The 20831-nt window shown below is 36.3% G+C and carries 19 protein-coding genes and 10 tRNA genes; 2 read left to right on the top strand and 27 right to left on the bottom strand.

Going from position 1 to position 20831, the window contains the following annotated elements; genetic code table 11:
- The first annotated feature begins 359 nt into the window (after positions 1-359).
- Positions 360-1694, top strand: coding sequence for a hemolysin family protein (locus V6C17_RS01090; protein WP_333520703.1), 1335 nt, complete (start codon positions 360-362; stop codon positions 1692-1694).
- Positions 1695-1749: 55 nt separating this feature from the next.
- Here V6C17_RS01090 and V6C17_RS01085 read toward each other — a convergent pair whose 3' ends face one another.
- The 13 genes from V6C17_RS01085 to V6C17_RS01025 form a co-directional block, all read right to left on the bottom strand.
- A complete protein-coding gene (locus V6C17_RS01085) occupies positions 1750-3114 on the bottom strand; it encodes a mannose-1-phosphate guanylyltransferase/mannose-6-phosphate isomerase (RefSeq protein ID WP_333520702.1) in 1365 nt (454 codons plus the stop codon).
- Positions 3115-3347: 233 nt separating this feature from the next.
- Positions 3348-3430: transfer RNA gene (locus tag V6C17_RS01080), tRNA-Leu, on the bottom strand.
- Positions 3431-3648: 218 nt separating this feature from the next.
- Positions 3649-4236 (bottom strand): hypothetical protein, encoded by a 588-nt coding sequence (locus V6C17_RS01075; RefSeq protein WP_333520701.1) that lies wholly within the window; start codon positions 4234-4236, stop codon positions 3649-3651.
- Positions 4237-4425: 189 nt separating this feature from the next.
- Positions 4426-4508, bottom strand: a tRNA-Leu gene (locus V6C17_RS01070).
- Positions 4509-4520: 12 nt separating this feature from the next.
- Positions 4521-4596 (bottom strand) — tRNA-Lys (locus V6C17_RS01065).
- A 6-nt stretch (positions 4597-4602) separates the two neighbouring features.
- Positions 4603-4678 (bottom strand) — tRNA-Gln (locus V6C17_RS01060).
- Between the two features lie 18 nt (positions 4679-4696).
- Positions 4697-4772: transfer RNA gene (locus V6C17_RS01055), tRNA-His, on the bottom strand.
- Between the two features lie 75 nt (positions 4773-4847).
- The gene (locus tag V6C17_RS01050; protein ID WP_333520700.1) at positions 4848-6815 is read right to left on the bottom strand and encodes a methyl-accepting chemotaxis protein; all 1968 of its coding nucleotides are present in this window, start codon (positions 6813-6815) and stop codon (positions 4848-4850) included.
- 262 nt (positions 6816-7077) lie between these two features.
- Positions 7078-7154, bottom strand: a tRNA-Arg gene (locus V6C17_RS01045).
- Between the two features lie 253 nt (positions 7155-7407).
- The gene (locus V6C17_RS01040; protein WP_333520699.1) at positions 7408-7908 is read right to left on the bottom strand and encodes a hypothetical protein; all 501 of its coding nucleotides are present in this window, start codon (positions 7906-7908) and stop codon (positions 7408-7410) included.
- A gap of 41 nt (positions 7909-7949) precedes the next feature.
- Complete coding sequence (locus V6C17_RS01035) at positions 7950-8318, bottom strand: hypothetical protein (protein ID WP_333520698.1); 369 nt, start codon at positions 8316-8318, stop codon at positions 7950-7952.
- 7 nt (positions 8319-8325) lie between these two features.
- Positions 8326-8634: a zinc ribbon domain-containing protein gene (locus V6C17_RS01030; RefSeq protein WP_333520697.1), complete on the bottom strand. Its 309-nt coding sequence runs from the start codon at positions 8632-8634 to the stop codon at positions 8326-8328.
- A 253-nt stretch (positions 8635-8887) separates the two neighbouring features.
- The gene (locus V6C17_RS01025) at positions 8888-9466 is read right to left on the bottom strand and encodes a site-specific integrase (protein ID WP_333520696.1); all 579 of its coding nucleotides are present in this window, start codon (positions 9464-9466) and stop codon (positions 8888-8890) included.
- Between the two features lie 1028 nt (positions 9467-10494).
- Between V6C17_RS01025 and V6C17_RS15940 the strand changes: the two genes are divergently transcribed.
- A complete protein-coding gene (locus tag V6C17_RS15940) occupies positions 10495-10758 on the top strand; it encodes a hypothetical protein (protein WP_442891419.1) in 264 nt (87 codons plus the stop codon).
- Here V6C17_RS15940 and V6C17_RS01020 read toward each other — a convergent pair.
- The 14 genes from V6C17_RS01020 to sdhA form a co-directional block, all read right to left on the bottom strand.
- Complete coding sequence (locus tag V6C17_RS01020) at positions 10735-11553, bottom strand: hypothetical protein (RefSeq protein WP_333520695.1); 819 nt, start codon at positions 11551-11553, stop codon at positions 10735-10737. The two genes, V6C17_RS15940 and V6C17_RS01020, sit on opposite strands and share 24 nt — an antisense overlap.
- The gene (locus tag V6C17_RS01015) at positions 11538-12119 is read right to left on the bottom strand and encodes a 5' nucleotidase, NT5C type (RefSeq protein WP_333520694.1); all 582 of its coding nucleotides are present in this window, start codon (positions 12117-12119) and stop codon (positions 11538-11540) included. Before V6C17_RS01015 ends, V6C17_RS01020 begins: the two co-directional genes overlap by 16 nt.
- 569 nt (positions 12120-12688) lie before the next feature.
- Complete coding sequence (locus tag V6C17_RS01010) at positions 12689-14251, bottom strand: ParB/RepB/Spo0J family partition protein (protein ID WP_333520693.1); 1563 nt, start codon at positions 14249-14251, stop codon at positions 12689-12691.
- 48 nt (positions 14252-14299) lie between these two features.
- A complete protein-coding gene (locus V6C17_RS01005; RefSeq protein ID WP_333520692.1) occupies positions 14300-14452 on the bottom strand; it encodes a hypothetical protein in 153 nt (50 codons plus the stop codon).
- Positions 14453-14788: 336 nt separating this feature from the next.
- A complete protein-coding gene (locus V6C17_RS01000) occupies positions 14789-14980 on the bottom strand; it encodes a hypothetical protein (RefSeq protein WP_333520691.1) in 192 nt (63 codons plus the stop codon).
- Positions 14981-15132: 152 nt separating this feature from the next.
- On the bottom strand, positions 15133-15657 hold the full coding sequence (locus tag V6C17_RS00995) for a helix-turn-helix domain-containing protein (RefSeq protein ID WP_333520690.1): 525 nt from the start codon (positions 15655-15657) through the stop codon (positions 15133-15135).
- A gap of 49 nt (positions 15658-15706) precedes the next feature.
- A complete protein-coding gene (locus tag V6C17_RS00990) occupies positions 15707-15877 on the bottom strand; it encodes a helix-turn-helix domain-containing protein (RefSeq protein WP_333520689.1) in 171 nt (56 codons plus the stop codon).
- Positions 15878-16584: 707 nt separating this feature from the next.
- The gene (locus V6C17_RS00985; RefSeq protein ID WP_333520688.1) at positions 16585-17499 is read right to left on the bottom strand and encodes a tyrosine-type recombinase/integrase; all 915 of its coding nucleotides are present in this window, start codon (positions 17497-17499) and stop codon (positions 16585-16587) included.
- A gap of 189 nt (positions 17500-17688) precedes the next feature.
- Positions 17689-17765: transfer RNA gene (locus V6C17_RS00980), tRNA-Arg, on the bottom strand.
- A gap of 8 nt (positions 17766-17773) precedes the next feature.
- Positions 17774-17850, bottom strand: a tRNA-Arg gene (locus tag V6C17_RS00975).
- A gap of 3 nt (positions 17851-17853) precedes the next feature.
- A tRNA-Gly gene (locus V6C17_RS00970) sits at positions 17854-17927 on the bottom strand.
- Positions 17928-17934: 7 nt separating this feature from the next.
- Positions 17935-18011 (bottom strand) — tRNA-Pro (locus V6C17_RS00965).
- A gap of 295 nt (positions 18012-18306) precedes the next feature.
- Complete coding sequence (gene sdhB, locus V6C17_RS00960) at positions 18307-19056, bottom strand: succinate dehydrogenase iron-sulfur subunit (RefSeq protein WP_333520687.1); 750 nt, start codon at positions 19054-19056, stop codon at positions 18307-18309.
- A 3-nt stretch (positions 19057-19059) separates the two neighbouring features.
- A complete protein-coding gene (gene sdhA, locus V6C17_RS00955; RefSeq protein WP_442891420.1) occupies positions 19060-20769 on the bottom strand; it encodes a succinate dehydrogenase flavoprotein subunit in 1710 nt (569 codons plus the stop codon).
- Between the last annotated feature and the right edge of the window lie 62 nt (positions 20770-20831).

Raw genomic sequence — 20831 nt, 5'->3', positions numbered from 1 at the left:
AATTTTAACTACTTTGATTCTTAAAATCAAGCTATAACTAATTAAAACTTTTTTACTTACTATTTTTCTAACAAGATAATTTAAGTTCCAAATAAATTTAAATTACACCCACGAATTATAAAGATGCGAGACATCTAAATCTTTATTTTTATACACATACCAGATAATATAAGATAATTAGAGTAATTACCTCCAAGAAAACAAATTATAGAGCAGCTAGTGTAATATGGCTTTATTTAGCTTAATTCATTTATTATGGAATACTTTGGATAATTGCATTCCTATGATATAATTTTATAAAATGGTTGAAAAACTAAATATAATAACTTTTCGCCCAAAAATAAGGAGTGATTTTTTTCTTGGATACACCCACGGTAGGTCTAGAAATTGTTATAATACTTGCGCTTATCTTAGCAAATGGAGTTTTTGCCATGACGGAAATGGCAATTGTCTCGTCTCGTAAGGCAAGACTTGAAAAACGGGCTGATTCAGGCGACGCAGGTGCTAGAGCAGCACTAGATTTAGCCGAAGAACCAACACCGCTTTTATCAACAATTCAGATTGGCATAACCTTAATTGGCATACTAACAGGTACCTTCGGCGGAGCAACATTAACTAGTCTGCTTGCTCCACAACTGAAAGCTATCCCTTTTATCGGCGATCATAGTGAAGGTGTCGCGCTATTAATCGTCATTTCAATAATAACCTACCTTTCATTAATAATAGGCGAATTAGTTCCAAAAAAACTCGCCTTAAACAATCCCGAACCTATTGCCGCTGTACTTGCTCGTCCAATGCGAGCTTTCTCCAAGCTTATGTCCCCTGTTGTGAGTTTTCTAAGTTACTCAACTAATTTTGTCCTTCGACTTATTGGAGTTAAACCATCCTTGGAACCTCCTGTAACTGAGGATGAAATAAGAATACTTATAGAACAAGGAACCGAAGCCGGAACTTTTGAAAAAACCGAACAGGATATGGTAGATAAGATATTTCGTCTCGGCGATTTAAGAGCTTACTCACTTATGACACCACGAACGCAAATGACATGGCTTGATCTTGAGGAACCGCTTGAATATAATTTGCAAATAATTAATGATAGCTCTCATACAAGATTTCCAGTAGCAAAAGGCAGCCTTGATGATTTTGTCGGCATAATCTATACTAATGACTTACTTGTCTCAAGTATAGAATCCGATAAACTTAATCTCGAAACTGCTGTTCGCACTCCAATGTTTATTCCTAAATCTATGAAAGCATTTAAAATACTCGAAGCGATCAAACAGTCCGGCACTCACGAAGCCGTAGTTTTAGATGAGTTCGGGGGCGTCGTTGGCTTTATTACTTTGCATGATATTTTATCAGAAATCATTGGCGATATCTCGCAGAATGATGAACCTGATGAAGCCCAAATTACCCAGCGTGAGGATGGCTCGTGGCTAGTAGATGGGCTATTCCCTATAGATGAGTTTAAAGAAGCTTTTGATGTTGATGAGCTTCCGGATGAAGATCGTGATCATTACCAGACGGTTGGTGGCTTTGTAATTTCATATTTAGGGTACATTCCATCGGCATCGGAAAATTTTGAATGGAATGGCTTTCGGTTTGAGATAATGGATATGGATAGAGTTAGAGTCGATAAAGTGTTGATTTCTAAAGTCTCTCCTAATAAAGCTGACCCCATGTGCGCTGAGTAAAATAAAAAACCAATGATTCTGGCATGCCAAATCATTGGTTTTTCTCTTTGTTAGATTAATCGCCAAACCTAACAATATCATCTTCTTCAAGATACTTACCATTTTGAATCTCTATAATCTCTAAATTAATTCTTCCAGGGTTTTCTAAACGATGTTTTGTAGATGGCGGAACGAAAATACTTTCGTTCTCAGAAATAAAGTGTTCCTTTTCACCAATCGCGACCCTCGCCGTACCTCGAATTATGATCCAATGTTCACTTCTGTGATAATGAAGCTGAAGAGTCAGGCACTGACCGGGATTAACGACGATCTTTTTTATTTTATAATTCTGCCCTTTGCAAATTATAGTGTAATTACCCCATGACCTGTATTTAGTGGTATGCTCTTTTGCTTCGGTTCTCCCAACATTCTTAAGTTGTGCGACTAAATCTTTAACTTTTTGTGTTTCTCCTCTTTGAGCTACTAAAATGACATCTGCGGTTTCAATAACAACTAAGTCTTTGACTCCAACACCTGTAATAAGCCGGTTATTGCCCATCATCATAGTTTTTTCGCAATCAATAGCTGTACAGTCACCACTTAAAACATTACCCATATCATCTTTAGGAAGCACCTCATATATGGCATCCCACGAGCCAACATCATTCCAGTACAGCCCTAAGGGTAACATAGCCGACGATTTTACCTTTTCGGCAATCGCATAATCAAATGATATATTAGGCATCTCACAAAACCTATCCATCATTATATTATAGTCTTTAGTTTGCGTGTAAAGCTCTGGACAATGTTCTTCAAGCTGACTTAGAATAAATTTTATCGTAAATCCAAACATTCCTGAATTCCAATAAAAATTGCCATCTTCTATGTAGGATCGCGCTGTTTCGATATCTGGCTTTTCCTTAAATGCTTCGACAACAAACCCAATTTCTAAGGCTTTACCTGTTTTTATATAACCATAGCCTGTTTCCGGCTTATCCGGTTTTACTCCTAATGTCACTAAGTAATTCTGGCTGCCTAGCTTCTCTAACTTGCGAATAACATCACTTAAACTATTGCTATCTGCTATAACATGGTCAGAAGGGGTTACAAGAACAAATTCATTTTCCGAAACTTTCAACTCGTTAAGGCAAAAACACACTGCTAGCGCAATCGCAGGAGCGGTATTTCTTGCTTCAGGCTCAATTAAAATATGAGTTCCTTCTACATTACAAGTTTTTATATGTTCATTTACGTAATGGTAATAATCTTTATTTGTGATAATTATAATATCTGAAGCTTTAACAAACGGCTTAAATCGCAAAATAGTTTGTTTAAGTAACGTTTGATTACCAGCGATATTAAGAAATTGCTTGGGAAATCCGACGCGAGATAAAGGAAATAACCTACTGCCACCACCACCAGCAAGGATAATGACTTTCATATAGCTCTTCTCCTTTAGTAATGAAGTTAGACCATTAAATTTAAGTGTCTTTTTAGCACAATCACCATAATAAAAACTTATGCATGATAACAGCGCATAATTACTCTAAACTTTAATTTAAAATTGGTCTTAGCTACAATACTAAAGCCCTGCGGATTAACCACAGGGCTGCGAAAAGTCCTATAAAATCATAAAACCGATATCATTTTAATGATATCGGTTAATTAACGTTGTGGTGCGGGAGAAGGGACTTGAACCCCCACGGTCACCCGCCAGATCCTAAGTCTGGTGCGTCTGCCAATTCCGCCACTCCCGCATGTTTTGAAGGCTTTTGTTTATCGCCCTCTCACTTGTATTATGATAACATAACATGTTTTGTTTGTCTAGTGTTTTTTTAAAAAAATCTACAAGAAAGTTGATATCGTATTTTACGCTTATACATAAAGCTACCTTTCGTCCCTTGGTATTAATTATAACTCTTCGTCATTCAATTTAACCAAAAACTTAACTAATGCCCTTATATCGTAAAATCAATTACACCTCCCACCAGCTAAATGTTGCCATACAAGTCGCATTTTCTGTACCTGTATTAGATACTCTTATGATATAGTTTTGGACAGCAGTCGTGCTTGGTATAATGATTTCCCCCTCGAAATTTGATTCGTATGTCCCATTCACCAGTATGAATGTTAATAATGGATTATTAGTTGCTGGGTTTGTATCCGTAACGGCATATCCTGCAGTCAGTAAAGTTGTATTTGCCGATCCTAAATTAGTATTTACTGGGGTAATAACATCTGTTGTAGTTGCTGATGCAGCTATAATATCTACTACAGACGTTCCGCTTGTTCCCGCTTGTATTTTGTCAAAGTATAACGTTTTTCCCCAATTAGCTGGAATTGTAATTTGTACTACTAAATAGCTGTTGTTTTCAATGTTCTGCGCGCCAGTATTAATATTAAATCGCTGCCCCAGTTTACAATAAGCTGCGCCTAAGTTTTCAACAACTATCGGCGACTGCGGGTCAACCGAGGCCAGATTTGCATATATCGGTTCTAAAGGACTTGATATAACCCTGCAATTGGTACGTATCAAGCTACGGTCAATTTTAGTATTCGGCATATAATATTACCTTCCTTAGAAAAGTTTTTATGTTAAATTATATGCTGTAACAATAACTTCTGTAACTCTGGCCTAACCTTAGCTCTAATCTGGCTTCATCAAATAACGGCACTAGTGCCACATAATGTCGTCTTAAAGTAAACAAAAAGGCTTACAAGCGTTTGCCTGTAAGCCTTAAAATTGTTGAATTGGTGCGGGAGAAGGGACTTGAACCCCCACGGTCACCCGCCAGATCCTAAGTCTGGTGCGTCTGCCAATTCCGCCACTCCCGCATATTAAGTTAATGGTGATCCACGATGGACTCGAACCATCGACACCCTGATTAAAAGTCAGGTGCTCTACCGACTGAGCTAGTGGATCATGTTATGGCTGGGGCGGCTGGACTCGAACCAACGCATGCGGGAGTCAAAGTCCCGTGCCTTACCAACTTGGCGACGCCCCAGTATATAGCTAGGTTATTTGGGGTGACTGAAGGGGTTCGAACCCTCGAGTAACGGAGCCACAATCCGCCGTGTTAACCACTTCACCACAGCCACCATTTATCATTACCTAACGACAAAAACTATTATAACAAATGGACTTTATTATGTCAAGCATATTTTTGATGCTTTTTAAACTGAAAACTTACTTACAATACTTCTTAACTCATTAGCCATTTGGGCTAGCGTTTGGGCCGAAGCCGAAATTTCTTGTACAGCGGCATTCTGCTCCTCACTAGCAGCAGCTACCTGCTGAGCACTCGCAGCATTGGCTCTCGCGACATCGGCGATATGCCCTACCGCCTTCTCAACTTCCTTACTGCCTGACTTTTGATGATTAGCAAGTTCAACTATATTTTTAACTTGACTGCTCATATCCTTGATAGCCTGATGAATCTCTCTAAATGCAGATCCAGAAGCTTCAACTACTGCAACTCCTTGTTCTACTTCTTTGCTTCCCTTGTCCATTGCAGTAACGGCTTCAAGTGTTTCTTGCTGAATCGCGCCTATTATTGATGAAATCTCTTTTGCAGCAGTCTCAGATTGCTCAGCAAGTTTACGCACTTCATCAGCAACCACAGCAAAGCCTCTTCCCTGCTCACCAGCTCTTGCAGCCTCAATAGCTGCATTAAGAGCAAGTAGATTTGTCTGACCTGCCAAACCGGTAATAGTATCTACTATATTCCCAATCTGTCTTGATTTATCACCTAAAACATGGATCATTTTGGCCGTATTATTAACGTCATCTCTGATTTGTGTCATCATTGAAACAGCTCTTTGGGACTGTATTGCCCCTTGGTTTGCTGCACGTTCACTGTCTTCGGTAGTATTGGCAACCGATTCTGCTGCCTTAGCAGAGTCGGAACTGAATTCCACCATACTGCTTATAACCTGGAAGGACGTATTTGATAGTTCGACTTGCTCACCTGTTCCATTAGCGACATGCTGCACAGTAGTAGCAACTTCTTCCGAAGCTTTTCCAACCTCGTAAATCGCTGAGGATAATTGTTCTGAAGCTGCAGAAACCGATTGAGCTGTAGCAGCTGTCTGAACAATAAGTTCTCTAAGCTGGGCAGTCATTGAGTTAAATTCATCGGCTAGCTTTGTTACTTCTGCCGCTCCTTTAATACTAATATTATGTGTTAAATCACCTTTAGCTACTCTATCCGCAGATTCTATCAGTTCATTCAGAGGATTAACAATACTACCCGCTACCTTAAATGCAGCGTATATAGCTGCAGCAATTGATAACAGTAAAATAGCAATACTAATTAGACTAGAAAACACTAGCGATGAAAATACTTCTGAAACTGGTTCATGAACAATAACGCCCCAACCGTAGCCCTCTACTGGAGCATATACCGTCAGTGTTTTGTCACCCCGACTTGAAGTAGTTTCCATGTATCCAGTTTGACCGTTAATAGCCTTCTGAACGAAATCGTAGTTTGAGAAGTCATCTTTAGCCATTATTTTTTCTTTATTAGGATGAGCCAATACTATACCCTTTTGGTCAACAACATCTACATAGCCAGTTTTGCCTATTACACTATTTTCGACGATATCCCACAAGGCCTTAATACTAACATCTGCAGCCAGAACCCCTACTATAGCCCCATCTTTATTCTTAATCGGTGTAGAGATTGTAATACAGGGAGCATTAGTGAATGCCGATATGTATACATTAGTGAAAAAAGTATTTCCTTTCAAAGCTTCCTTAAAATATGCACGGTCTCCACGATTAGCAAGATTTCCGCTTGTCCTAGCGATCTGCATGCCATTATTGTCCATAGCAAAAATTAATTCAAATTGCGGATTTTTTTGCTGTATTGCAACAATTGTTTCTTTAATCGCATTTGCATCCATTGATGAAGAAGTCGGTGACAAAGCTAACCCTTCTACTATCCCTTGAGCATTATCCATATGACGTTTGACAGCATAAGTAATTTGCTTGGTTAGATTCAGGTTCGCTTGAACTGTTGAATCTCTTGTACTTGAAAAATTTAAGTAGGCATTAACTAAAGAACCAATCAAAGCAGGTAACAAAGTAAATAAAGTAAATAAGACCACAAGCTTGAATTTTAAACTTTTTTGTGCAAACATTAGTGCCACCTCGTTCATTATTTTACTAATCACACTGCTAGTAATTTCTTACTGCCATTACAAGCTGTTACAAAAAAAAACCAACTCGACCAAAGTATCACACTCCAGCCAGTTGCACGTCTCTGTACGCTGTAAAAATTATTATGTTACATTTATCATATAATATATAGCATATTGTGTCAATATATTACATTTTAAACTATTAAGTATTTTGGGTATAAAATAAAAAGCACTAAGATTTATCTTAGTGCATACTTTACAATGGCGACCCCGGCAGGATTCGAACCTGCGACCTTTTGATTCGTAGTCAAACGCTCTATCCAGCTGAGCTAAGGAGTCATAATAAATGGCGCGCCTGGCACGACTCGAACGTGCGACACACGGCTTAGAAGGCCGTTGCTCTATCCAGCTGATTAATCTATAGCCCATGACCATAGATATTTCCTAGGTTTTTATCAATTGTATGTGCTAATGAATAGCACGTGTTATCAAAAGTATTGTGCTCTCGCCTCCCTACATTAAATATAGCAAACATAAGACGGTAACACAAGTTGCTATATAATAAGGAAGGAAAATAAAAGAAGGCTATTTATTAGCCCTCTTGCTTAATCACTGTTTTCCATTCACTTATAATATATTGTGGTATTTGAAATGTCTTAGCCGATTGATTATTAAAGTATACTCTCATATAAAAGTTATCAGAATCATTACTTGAACTTATACGACTTATTATTTCGGGATTCACCCTTATTAAAGCTGCAGTATGCAAAGCATTATCTGGAGGAACTATATCGGAAATAGTTGTTACAACTTTCAAAGGATATATTTCATCGTTAATCTTAAAATCAACTATATCATCACTAAAGAAATACCAATCATTAAAATCAATCTTGTGTAATCGAAGGCTATATTTAGTATTCATATTCTTTGTTTCCTTAGAAAAAACAATCATGTGAAAGGAGTTAAATTTATTAGTTATACTCTTTACTTCAACTTCACCGCTAAAGCTGTCCACTTGTTTTTCTATTGAAGCCCAACAGCTTGTACTAAAGACAACCATAAGCATAATCACAAGTAGCAACGTTTTACGCATTCTAATAATCACTCCTACTCATTCCAAAATACGCAAAAATCTTAGTTAGCCCTCTTAAGTATTTCCTTTATTATTGGATTGTTTGTCCCATCATGAGTTAGACTTTTAGTAAACTCCATTTTTGACTTTAGAGTACCATTTGCATCATATTTCTCAGTTAAATAAAGACCAAATCTTAAGGTGTCTTTATCGACTAAATAATAATAAATGCCATAGGTAGAATCACTAAAGTTTAACTTAATTCTGCCTTTGACATATTCAGTAGTTCCATCCATAAATGTCTTGATTGAGTTTACATCAATATAAGCTGATTCGTCTATCTGTTCCCACTGCTCACCACTACTCGCACTACAGACAGCACCTAAAGTCATCATAAGGATAGCCATAGTTATAATCAAAAGTTTCTTCATTTTACCTTTACCCCTTAATATCTTGACCTTGAGATATATTGACTGTTGATACTTCTGCTACCTCTTTGCCACAATATCGACATAGCTTTGCTTCGGGTTTGATAAATTCAGCACAAAAAGGGCATTTCTTCATACCTTCTTCAGTCATATCCCTATCGGCCTGTTGTTTGGTTGGCTTGATAACTATTGCATGAATTATTGCTACTATAAAGAACGCTGCACCATATATCCACCAAAGCATAAAACTACGACCCTTTGATTTTGCGATGAAGGCAGGTAACAATCCAATTATTACTGCAGTAAGGAAAATCTCCATTGAGTCACTCTCACTTTCTAACATTTTACATATTTACTTAAATTATACCCCTTGTCTATTGTAAAATTCTGTAGAATATTGCCATAGTTTTACAATAAGTGCCTAGCTTTGGAATAAAATATCTTGGAGCTACTTTTCTAGCGTGAGACTGAGCTAGTGTAATACGTCGGGTAGGTCAAAATAGGAACTTAGCTTTGGATTCAGCAAACTCACCGTACCCCCTAGACAGAACAAAAGACAGGATTTCTCCTGCCTAAAGATTTAAATTTACATATACCTCATCAAGCTGATCTTGAGTTATTCCAATATATCTGAGGGTAATACTAGGGGCACTATGATTAAGTATCTTCTGAATGACCTCTATACTATACCCTGCCTTGTATGCCCAGTAACCAAATGTTTTTCTTAATGTATGTGTTCCTATAGATACATTATTTTTGTCTGTGATAATGCCAACTTCTTTAGCTGACTTATTAATAATATCATAAGCCTGCTGTCTAGATATTGCCCCAGTTCCTTTACTGCCTCGCCCTTTGCGACTAGGGAATAATACTCCTTCAGTCAATCCTGTTGCTTTCAAATACTCACATATAGCTTTCTTACAGTTATCAGATAAGGGGAAGTCTTTTGATTTCCCTGTTTTTTCTTCTCTAATAGTAATCCTATCTTTACCTTTAACATCTTCTATAGTTAGCTTAAGTAAATCACTTATGCGTAAACCAGAACTAATTCCAAGAATAAATAATAGCCAGTCCCTAAGATTCTGTTCTTTGAGATACCTTTTCATATTGTCTAGCTGTTTTTTATCTCTGATAGGTTGAACATACTCCATAAATGACACCTCTCTCAATCTGCTTCTTTGATTACAATTATACAATATGTCAGATTAAAATACAATAGTTAAATGTCATTTATTTGTAAAAGTACCGTCAACCCTTATATCATCTATGTTCGTGGGTATTTTGCCAATCTTACATAATAGCATTGTGTCAGATTCACTAAGAGGATTCCTTAAAATTTAGTAGCCCCTGTTATACCATATATCTATATTTAACACCGCATGAACTATTGATATTACTATGTTCCTATAGTTCATTCTATTGATAATCATTATCACTACATGGTAATATTAACAGTATGCGGTAATGTGTTCAGGTGTAGTTTTGTACACCTAAATGTGATAATCAGATATTTATGCTATCAAGGATTTATCAAGTAGCAAAAGAGTTTTCAAATTCTGGAGCGTTCACGAATTTGGAAATTCCACAGCGATGTTGAATTGCAATTATAGCTTGCATTTACGTTTTATCAATAGTATAAAAACCTGTGCTACACTCAGGTTATATTTCAGATACTACACTTCTGTAGTGTTTAAAAGCCTATCTGCCTGTGTCCATATGTTCCACCTGTGCGACCACGAATAGAATTTAAAATATGTGATAATCCCACATTTAGGGGTATTCAAAAGGTGTGCTACACTCACCTTAATTTTAAGCCCAGTGAATCAATATACTGTCTATTGTAAAAATACATGTGTCCAGTACCAACCCTAGTTCATTTGGTGACATTACAAAGTCATAATATGAACATGGGGTTTACTTTAGCTGAGCGAAGTTTTACGCTTAGTGTCCGAAAAGTTGGACTACAGTAGTCCGAAATTCTGGACTGCTAAAAATACCATCCAAGCCATATACCATAAGGCTTCACAGCACTTTGCTAATGTAGTCACCTCTTTCTATATACTGCAAAATATACTAATCAGTGTATCATCAATAACAAGGACTACTTTAGATTTCATCAATAGTGAAATATATTTCCCTGCTGATAAAATAGGTGATAATCCCACATTAGAAATTACTTATGATGGCTATTGAGAACCTCCAAAGGAAGGACTTAAGTATCGTTGAGGAAGGGGAAGTTTACTATCATTTGGGAACGGCGTTCCCAGGTTCTCAACATGATTTATCTAAACTAATAGGCATTAACAGGAGGAGAATCTCCTACGCTATCAATGCTTACACTAAACTTTCATCTGAGGTTCAACAAATGGTTCAACAAAAGCAGATAACTGAAGAATCAACGAGAAAAGAGCAAAGGAAATTAATCCTCTGCCCCAACGAATAATATATCTTCAATATCAATAATAGCTTTGTCTAGCTGTTCCTCTGTAATCGTGTGTTTATTAATATAATCTGCAAAGTATATCCACGAATCACGTTCATTCAATACACCTTGTTTAGTACACACATGAGAAAACACTTGATTTTTAATATGATCACTGCCGAATAATCGTAGACTTCCTATTCTTGTGTCTTTGCCTGGATAATTATTAAATATTACTTTAGCAACATCCATTCCAAGATCTTTTATTGTCACTTGTGTCCTAGCTGTAACACTAATCATGAATTTCTGTATCTTCTCGTTTGATACTGGCTTATCAAGTCTTGTGTGTATATGGTATCCTCTACCGCTATTTATAATTAGAGGTTCAATACCCACTTCATTTAAATATTTCCTTATGACTTGTACTGCTGTTCTCATCTCTATTGTAAGTTCTGTATTGTTTTCATTGTGACTATTATCAAGGTTAAAACTAAAGACATTATTATGTGTCTTATGATAATATCCGCAGACATTTCCACTCTGCTCTATATGTTGTTCTAATAGATATTTTTGATATACTGGCTTGATGTTCTTAAGTTTGTACTTGTGTATTAATCCTTTGAGTTCAACATACTCGACAATTATCCCAGCTTTCTCCATAGTCTCAAGAAAGTCGAATCCATAGTCCTTAACCTCTAATTTCATTGTGCTAAAATCCATTGAAGAATAAAAATCTTTTAATACATCGGCTTTGCTGTAACCATTTTTCATAGATGAAATTATTTCTTGATAAATTTTATCTATCGGATTAGACATTGCTTTACCTCCTCAAATTTAGTGAAACCTTTAGCTTTTGTTTCAATCTCACAGTTAAATTTAGTAATCGGATAGAACATCTTAATATTAAATTCTGGTGCTGCTACTACATTAGAAGGCGAATCATCAATTAATATAGGAATCTTCCAGACCTTACAAAAGCTAACCTTGTTATCAGTATTAAAAATATAATCATAAGGAATCCTATGTTTCTTTAGCCATGCCCTAGTGTCATCTATGCAGTGCCTTAAGTCTCTATAAGTCAAAATAACTATTGTATAACCTTGTTTCTTAAGCCATTGCATAAACTCAGGCGCATCTGGTTTAACTTCAGCAATCTTATATGTCTCTTTGTGTAAATCATAATGCAACCTATCGAATTTATTTATATGGTCTTTCTTTAATATTTCTTGTTTCTTTATAAGATCAAGATAGTTTTTGAAAGTATCTCTATCAATACCTAAGTAACTATAATCATCATAGTTAACCTCTAGTTGTTCTAGTGCTTCAGTGAATAAATTTAATGTGTCATCAATGTCAACCGCAATATATTTCTTTTGTTTCATCTATACCACTCCTATAAAATAAATTAAGACCACCTATGCGGTGATCTATAGTTAATCTTTTATATTCTAATGTTGGTCACATGTAATTCTTTAAGGTGACTGACTAAAGCTAATCATGTGAAAGGCATTATATCAATCAAAAGTAATGTTATAGTTCAATCATAACAACCAATCATAGTAATAATCTTTTACATTGATATATCGTCTGCTTGGTGCGTAAGCAACAAGTAACAAGCGTAGCGGGTTAGCGTTCTCCCACTATAGCTTACTTTGATATTCCAATACTTGCCATATGATTATCTTAAGCTGATTATATTAAGTTTTCATATGATTGATATTGTTAATCCAAAGTAAACTATAGTAGTATTCTTATGCTCTTATTGCATACGCAATCATTGTTTCAGCTATCGCTTCACAATGTTATTTTATCAATGTATAAATAGTTCTAGTTATAGTTTTATCCTTAAGTAATAACTATAGTATATATACCTATTTTCTTTTAATGACAAACCGCTGGAACCCTTGAATTTCCTAGTGTCATCAAAAAAACTTCCACAGGTTTTGTGGAATTAATCTTTAGATATACCTAACCATTTCTGTAGTATATGCCTCATGCGACTACTTGGAATGTAAAGTTTAATCGGCTGTCCTTCTCTTATTGCTGACCTAAAGATAAATTGCAACATTTCACCTAAAGCATATTCTTCTTCTATTTTTTTAGTTATCTTGACTTGTTTAGATTTAAGAAATTCTCCTACTGTTCTATACATAAATTTATTAATCAGATATGCAACTGCTGTTACATGATTATATTTGTTCATTGCTCTAGCATTATGAGCTAAAAACTCAGGATATCTTCTGCCCTTAAGTTTGCCCTCGTAATCTTTGAAGGTAGTCCATAAGTTCAGCCTGACTTCTTGACCATTACAATAATGCCTAAAGAAATTATCTAAGTTATTCTTAAGATTTTTTATATCCGTTTCATTGGCTTCATCATACCAACCGCTACTTAATAAAAAATAAGGAGTTTTTCGCTTAGTGCTTTGCTTGTCAACATTTGAACCAATATCATTAATTCTACCTTTGGTGCATATATCTATTAACTTTGATAATGCTTCAGTATCATCAGGCTTTCCATTATGTTCCACTATTTCAAAGTTTGGCTTATTGATAATTCTATATTTTTTGTATGATATGCCATTAATATCAAAGTAGAATCTCATGACCTGTGAATCAAATAGATATGTAAGTACATAAATTTCTTCAAAGTAGTTAAAAATTCTAGGTGGGAACATCCATATAAGCGCAGTATCATTAACTAGATATATTGACTTATTCTTACATAGTGTCCTAAGTTTTTTAGCCCAATCACCATTATAAGGTTTTTCGTCATTCCAAATTAACCTACCATCATCGTCAACTTTACAATACTCCCCACTTATAGCCATTTGCAAATCAGAAGGTTTAATCTGTTGACAGTCTACAACCTCCATAACTTCATCTATGATTAGTGTATAATTCTGTTGTTTTAAAAGGCTGATTGTGTATGACGTACTAAGTTTAAATAGTTGATGTGTGCTAGCTACATTCTTGCCCTGTAGCAATAACTCATGAAAACTTTCTTGTTTAAGACATTTTTCTCCATCTTCTGTAATAGTGTCTGGTTCTGCAAAATTATCACAGTTTTGAATTACATTAGCTACTTCTTCAAGGTAAGGAGTAACATATATAAATTTTCTATCCGGATTATCATTCATCATTTTTCTGATATACGAACTTTTACCACTTCCCATTATACTATCAATTACTTTAATCAATACTAATCCGCCCCCTTTACTCTTTATATGTTCAGCTACCTTGATTTGCTCTTGAGGTGTCTGAAGTTGAGCTAATGGTCTTGATTGATATGCTGTGATTTCCTCAGTTTTAATCATTTGTTTTACTTCGGTTGGGTATCCAGCGAGTGATAATAAGCTTTGTAAGTACGACAGAGTAAGACCTAGTTTCGCAGCCATTTCTCTTCCTGACCTCTGAGAGGTCACATATATCTCCTTCAATACATCTGCCTTCTCAACTTCACTCAAGTCTTTCCTCTGAAGGTTCTCACTAAGCATAATCCATTGATTAAACACTTAAGCCCTCACCAGTGTTAAAACTAGTGAAGGCTTTTTATGTTGTTCCTATGCTTCTACTAATTGATATAGCTTGTACCCTTTTATTTCATGATCTAATTCTAATTCTTTAGCATCAACTAGATAATCTTCAACCTCTTCACGATTATTAAATAATCCTTCGCAATGAATATTGCCTAAGTCATCAACTACTGATACCATTAATAATTTTCCTGATTGATTTTTCATAATCTCCACTCCCTTGGTAAAATTATCTATCTTTGGATTAATTTTAACATATTGGTATACTATGGTCAATATGTGCATAACATATTAAGTTACCACAAAAACCATTAGGTTGTCAACATTTTTATAAGAATTATTATAGAAATTGCACTAAACAACATTAATCCAAACCTTATAGCGCATTTATTCACTGCTAAGCCATCATAAGAATAATAAGGATTGTACTTTACATATAATCTCAGTTGAAATACTTTTGTCGAAAAAATATTTTTTTATAAATTGATATACTAGCCTTCTTCCTCTTGTCTTTTCTTACATTCCAATCAATTTAGCATTAGGGAATATACCCTTAAATTCCTCATGTGCTGAAACATTAACCGTCCATATGTTATTTTTCTTTACTACCCACTTGCAATAATCAATAGGCATCATTATGTCTGAAGCTAACTCATAATTTGCCTCTGCTGTTGATACTTGGGCTTCAATTTGCTTGCCTTTAGCCACTACACATCATTCCTTTTCGTTTGATTATTTTATGGGGGTCTGAGTCCTCAAATATGGCATTTTTAGCCCTTGATTTATAAGGCTTCATCGTGCTTGTATTTTTAAGGCGTGGTAGTTTGGACGTATTATCGAAAATACAAGCAAATGTAATTCTAGTTATTATTAATCCATTCTTGTATTTCTGCTGATATTGGTCTTTCGTTGTTCTCTAGTTGGCTTATGTACTGCTGAGTAGTATTAAAAATATCAGCTAATTCCTTTTGTGACAAATTAAGTTTCTTCCTGATTGATTTTACTGGATTATCTATAGTTGCTGATGTTTGGCTGTCCAAAATTGGTTCACCAGTATTTGCATCATATTCAATCCTGTTGTTATCGTAAGTAATTTTGATTAGCTGAGTACCTCCACAAGTACAAGGAATTGATTTATCATAGTTTTGCTGTATCGTTGTTTTACTGCATCTGCTACATTGAAAGATATGTCTCCAATACTTGTCTGACTTAATTGCTTTAGCTTCTTTTCTTGCTTGATTTAGTTTAGGATTATACTCTAGTTTAGGGGCGTTCACGGCATGAACAGGCTTTAACCAACCATCTCCACAAGTACATTCTACTTTCCATTCATCAGAAGAAAACTCAGTGACCTTACCACATGAATTACATTCGTATTTAATCAATAACAACACTCCTTTTAATTAAATTCAATAAGACAATAAAAAAATAGCCCTATACAGTAAGGCTATTGTCTTCGTACAACTTTCTCATTTTGATTATAATTTCTTGAGTCGGCTTGACTTGTAGTTTTTCAATCATACATAAGTAAGCTCTAGAGATTACCAAAAGCTCTGCAGCTTGCTTTTGAGTTAATCCTTTTTTCATCCTTGATAATCTGTACATTGTGACATCCCTCTCCTTCCCATTAAATTTAATTCAATAAAATAACTAAAAAAATAACCACCAAGCTGTAATAGCCTAGTGGATTATGATTCTTATGAAGAATCCTACATAATATATGGCATAGATTTACAAAAATACAACCATTATATATAACACCTGTATTAAACTATGGATAACATTAGATAATTCAAGGGTTCTCAAGCGATTTATAATATGACAATCCAAAGTAGTCCTACATAATATATGGCACAGAATTGCGAAAAGTAAACATTTGTTCCCTCTATATTATATCCCTTAGAATCATAAAAATGTCACATTTAAAAATGCTCTCACTATATATCTTTTTTTATTACGAAAAGACAACCTATTTTACTAAAGTATACAGTATTCTTTTTAGGTCAACTTTAGTCCCTCATAATATATCCCCTAGAATAGCTAAATTATTCCCTCCACTATATATCTCTTGGAAGTCTAAAATTATAACCAAAAGTACCCTACATAATCTATCTTTTTTATTACGAAAATATTCCATCTAAAGTAGCCCCTATATTATATCCCTTAGATTGCTCGAAGTTCGTATTTGTATTTCTTCATACATAAATGATATTTTAGGACATCAAATGATAAGCCAATACAAACCCCTTGGTGTCTTTAGTTATGTGTAAAATTTACATTCCTATATGATGATTTAGGGCGTAGAATTGATTCTAGTAACTCCAATCATTATTATCAAGTGGATTATACTTAGCATGTTGTATCTTGAGTTCATTATCATTGAGATTAATATACTTCTTAGTTGTTGCAATGTCACTATGACCGAGCAATTTTTGAAGGCTGAACACATCTCCACCATTAAGCAAATAGTTCTTAGCCATCGAGTGTCTGAAAGTATGACATGATACCTTTTCACCAGTTAACTTAAGTTCCTTCTTTAGCTTCTGAAATAATACACTCAAGCATGACCCTGTCATTTTACGCTCATTTCTTGGTGTAACAAATAGATAGTTACAATTATCACCCTTGAGAAATTCATTTCTTGATTTTAAGTATTGAATCATGACTCGCCTCAAGGTTCTTCCTATTGGTACATACCTTTCCTTATTACCTTTGCCCTGTGCTATCCTAATCAAATCATTTGTAATATTGATATCAGCTAAAGTAAGGTTAATCAATTCAGACTTACGAATACCTGTAGAAAAAAACATTGCTGTAATACAGTAGTTCCTTAGTCCAAAGAACGTATTTCTATCAAAACCATTGAGTAGCTTGCTGATCTCCTGTGCTGTGAATGTGCGCATGACCTTTTGCTCAATCTTTGGAGGCTTAATATGTATCATAGGATTCTTACTAATGTATTCTTCACGATGCAAGAACAAAAAGAACGTTCTAAGGCTTCTAAAGTATCTATGTCTAGTTACTCCCCTTAGACCTTGTTCTTGAAGCAATATAAAAAATTCTCGAACACAACTACTGTCTACTTCTGATACATCATAAATATTTCTATTGATTAAATACTTAATGAATCTCTTAAGAACCTCGTCATATGTTTCTAGTGTCCTTACAGTTACATTCTCACTCTTCTTTGTGATAAAAAATATTTTCTTTACTTGACCTAATTCCATGACTTCCAACACCTCATATTCACATAAGTAGAGGTTTATGAAGCACAATACCGTAATAAATTACAATTGATATAGCTAATGTTTTCACGTGTACACAAAAGGCCGTTACTCTAGCTATACTAAGTAAACGCAAAAAACCCTTGCACCTCTTAGGATTAACCTAGGAAATACAAGGGTTCTAATTTACAATGGCGACCCCGGCAGGATTCGAACCTGCGACCTTTTGATTCGTAGTCAAACGCTCTATCCAGCTGAGCTACGGAGTCATAATAAATGGCGCGCCTGGCACGACTCGAACGTGCGACACACGGCTTAGAAGGCCGTTGCTCTATCCAGCTGAGCTACAGGCGCATTTGGAGCGGGTGATGGGAATCGAACCCACGTGGCTAGCTTGGAAGGCTAGAGCTCTACCATTGAGCTACACCCGCAATATACTGGTCGGAGCGGCAGGATTCGAACCTGCGACCCCCTGGTCCCAAGCCAGGTACTCTACCAAACTGAGCCACGCCCCGTCGACCACAAAATAGATTATACTAAATTTAAAGTTATATGTCAACACTTTTTAACAGGAAATTTAATGAAATCCTTTAAACTTAGCACCAATCAAACTACTCCTGTAATTATAGTAAACTTATTATCTAAAGTCAAACATTTAGCCATAATGCTTTAGCTAAGAATCTAACTAAATTAATATTATAAAACCACTTACTTGACGATCAATATATAACCTATCTAATAGTCGATATATTTTAGTAAATATGGACAAAAAAAGAGCCGAGTAAAAACTCGGCTCTTTCATTGTATCAATTACTTATTAAACATGTTTTTCAATGCTTGTTTGTTTACATCTCTATTAAGTTTAGCGATGTATTCAGTAAGTTTGATATCTTTAGGGCATGCCTGTACGCAGTTTTGGCTGTTACCGCAGCTGCTGATGCCGCCTTTGTTCATAATAGCATTTAAACGATCTTCTTTGTCATATTCTCCAATTGGGTGAAGATTGAATAAATGAGCTTGACCTAGAGGTTGTGGACCAATGAAATCTGAACCGGAGTTAACATTTGGGCAAGCATGCATGCAGCAGCCGCAAGTCATACAACGGGAAATTTCATAAGCCTCAGTTGCAGTTTTAGGATTTTGGCGAGGAGCAGGAGCTACTTCCCAGCTTCCATCAACAGCAACCCATGCTTGAACTTTTTTCAGGCTTTCGAACATAACAGTACGATCGATTGTTAAGTCGCGAAGCACTGGGAAAGTACGAGCCGCGCTAAGACGGATCGGTTGTTCAAGATGGTCGATAAGAGCAGCACATGCTTGCTGTGCTTTTCCGTTGATTACCATCATGCAAGCGCCGCAAACTTTCTCAAGGCAGTTACATTCCCAAACTACTGCAGTAGTCTTTTTTCCGTCTTTAGTAACAGGATTCTTTTGAATCTCCATCAAAGAGGAAACTACGTTCATTGCTGGACGATAAGGGAGAGTGAACTCCTCAGTATAAGGTGCGCTGTTAGGAGAATCTTGTCTTTCTATAATAAAATGAACTGTCTTTGTAGTCATTGATTACTTAGCCTCCTTAGCAACATCATAACGGCGAGGACGAGGTTTGATGTGTGAGATATCTACAGGCTCATATTCGAATACAGGAGCATTTGTCTCTGGATTGAATAATGCCTTTGTTGTTTTGAGCCATTCTTCGTCATTACGGTTAGGGAATTCAGGTTTGTAATGAGCTCCGCGGCTTTCGTTACGATTAAGAGCAGCAAGAGTTATTACGCGAGCAACAATGATCATATCGCGAAGTTGTCTTGTGAACATAACTTCTTGGTTTGCCCAACGACCTTTATCATTTATACCGATATTATCCCAACGCTTAAGAAGTTCTTGTAATTTCACTTCTGTTTCTGCTAGTCTTGCATTTTCACGAACGATAGTAACGTTTTCAAGCATTACATCGCCCAATTCCTTATGCAGAGCGTATGCATTTTCAGAACCGTTCATAGCAAGAAGTTTTTCGAAGCGCTCAACTTCTGCTTTCTTAGCAGCGTCAAGTTCAGCTTGAGTTAATGCTGGACCTTTTTGTTCGCTTTTTGCCCATTTGATTGCGCTTGGACCGGATACTGTTCCGGAATAAGCTGCAGACAATAAGGAGTTAGCTCCCAAACGGTTAGCACCATGGTATTGATAATCGCACTCGCCAGAAGCTAATAGTCCAGGGATATTAGTTCTGTGCGTACGGTCTACCCAGATACCGCCCATGGAGTAGTGAACGCCAGGGAAAATTCTCATTGGAACTTTACGAGGATCATCACCAACGAACTCTTCGTAAATTTCAAGAATACCGCCTAGTTTTCTATCCAAATAGTCGCTGTCGATGTGAGACAGGTCAAGGTATACTTGGTTCTCACCATTAACACCAAGCTTTTGTCTTACGCAAACATCGAAAATTTCACGAGCTGCAATGTCACGTGGTACAAGGTTACCATATGCAGGGTACTTCTCTTCTAAGAAATAATATGGCTTACCATCTTTATAAGTCCAAACTCGTCCACCTTCACCGCGAGCAGACTCGGACATTAAGCGGTTTTTGTCATCGCCAGGGATTGCAGTTGGATGGATTTGGATAAACTCACTGTTTCCAAGGTAAGCGCCTTGTTGGTAAACAACAGAAGCAGCAGCACCAGTACAGATTGTGGAGTTAGTACTTTTACCGAATACAAGTCCAAGACCGCCAGTAGCGATAATAACAGCATCAGCTGGGAAAGCTTCAATTTCCATTGAATTCATGTTCTGAGCAACAATACCACGGCATTCGCCAAGATTGTTCTTAATGATTTTTAAGAATTCCCAGAACTCATATTTTTTAACAGCGCCTTTAGTTTCCCACATACGAACTTGTTCATCAAGAGCGTATAGAAGCTGTTGGCCAGTAGTTGCACCAGAGAATACAGTACGTTTATTTTTCTGACCACCGAAGTTACGAAGGTCAATTACACCTTCAGCTGTACGAGTGAAAGTTACACCCATACGGTCAAACATTTCAACAAGCTTAGGAGCAGCTTCAACCATGCCTTTAATAGCAGTTTGATCGCCTAAGAAGTCGCCACCATATACAGTATCATCAAAATGCTCATATATTGTGTCATTTTGACCTTTAGTATTCATACAGGCGTTCATGCCGCCCTGTGCGCAAACCGAGTGGGAGCGCTTAACGGGACAAAGAGAAAAGAGGTCTACTTGGCCACCAGCTTCACAAATCTTCATAGTAGCCATCAAGCCGGCCAAACCGCCGCCTACAACAATAATTCTTTTTTTCACTCGGGTTCTCTCCTTAA

The organism is Dendrosporobacter sp. 1207_IL3150, assembly GCF_036763085.1.
Taxonomy (GTDB): Bacteria; Bacillota; Negativicutes; order DSM-1736; family Dendrosporobacteraceae; genus JBAIYU01.
This window is presented reverse-complemented; position numbering and strand designations above follow the sequence as displayed.

Coding starts and splice junctions, on each gene's coding strand:
- V6C17_RS01025 (WP_333520696.1), bottom strand. CDS start 9,466: ATGGAGTATGTTCAACCTATCAGAGATAAAAAACAGCTAGACAATATG.
- V6C17_RS01040 (WP_333520699.1), bottom strand. CDS start 7,908: ATGCGTAAAACGTTGCTACTTGTGATTATGCTTATGGTTGTCTTTAGT.
- V6C17_RS00985 (WP_333520688.1), bottom strand. CDS start 17,499: ATGGAATTAGGTCAAGTAAAGAAAATATTTTTTATCACAAAGAAGAGT.
- sdhA (WP_442891420.1), bottom strand. CDS start 20,769: ATGGCTACTATGAAGATTTGTGAAGCTGGTGGCCAAGTAGACCTCTTT.
- V6C17_RS01030 (WP_333520697.1), bottom strand. CDS start 8,634: ATGGAGATTTTCCTTACTGCAGTAATAATTGGATTGTTACCTGCCTTC.
- V6C17_RS01005 (WP_333520692.1), bottom strand. CDS start 14,452: ATGGTATCAGTAGTTGATGACTTAGGCAATATTCATTGCGAAGGATTA.
- V6C17_RS01075 (WP_333520701.1), bottom strand. CDS start 4,236: ATGCCGAATACTAAAATTGACCGTAGCTTGATACGTACCAATTGCAGG.
- V6C17_RS15940 (WP_442891419.1), top strand. CDS start 10,495: ATGATGGCTATTGAGAACCTCCAAAGGAAGGACTTAAGTATCGTTGAG.
- V6C17_RS01035 (WP_333520698.1), bottom strand. CDS start 8,318: ATGAAGAAACTTTTGATTATAACTATGGCTATCCTTATGATGACTTTA.
- V6C17_RS01050 (WP_333520700.1), bottom strand. CDS start 6,815: ATGTTTGCACAAAAAAGTTTAAAATTCAAGCTTGTGGTCTTATTTACT.
- V6C17_RS01085 (WP_333520702.1), bottom strand. CDS start 3,114: ATGAAAGTCATTATCCTTGCTGGTGGTGGTGGCAGTAGGTTATTTCCT.
- V6C17_RS01015 (WP_333520694.1), bottom strand. CDS start 12,119: ATGAAACAAAAGAAATATATTGCGGTTGACATTGATGACACATTAAAT.
- V6C17_RS00990 (WP_333520689.1), bottom strand. CDS start 15,877: ATGTACAGATTATCAAGGATGAAAAAAGGATTAACTCAAAAGCAAGCT.
- V6C17_RS01020 (WP_333520695.1), bottom strand. CDS start 11,553: ATGTCTAATCCGATAGATAAAATTTATCAAGAAATAATTTCATCTATG.
- sdhB (WP_333520687.1), bottom strand. CDS start 19,056: ATGACTACAAAGACAGTTCATTTTATTATAGAAAGACAAGATTCTCCT.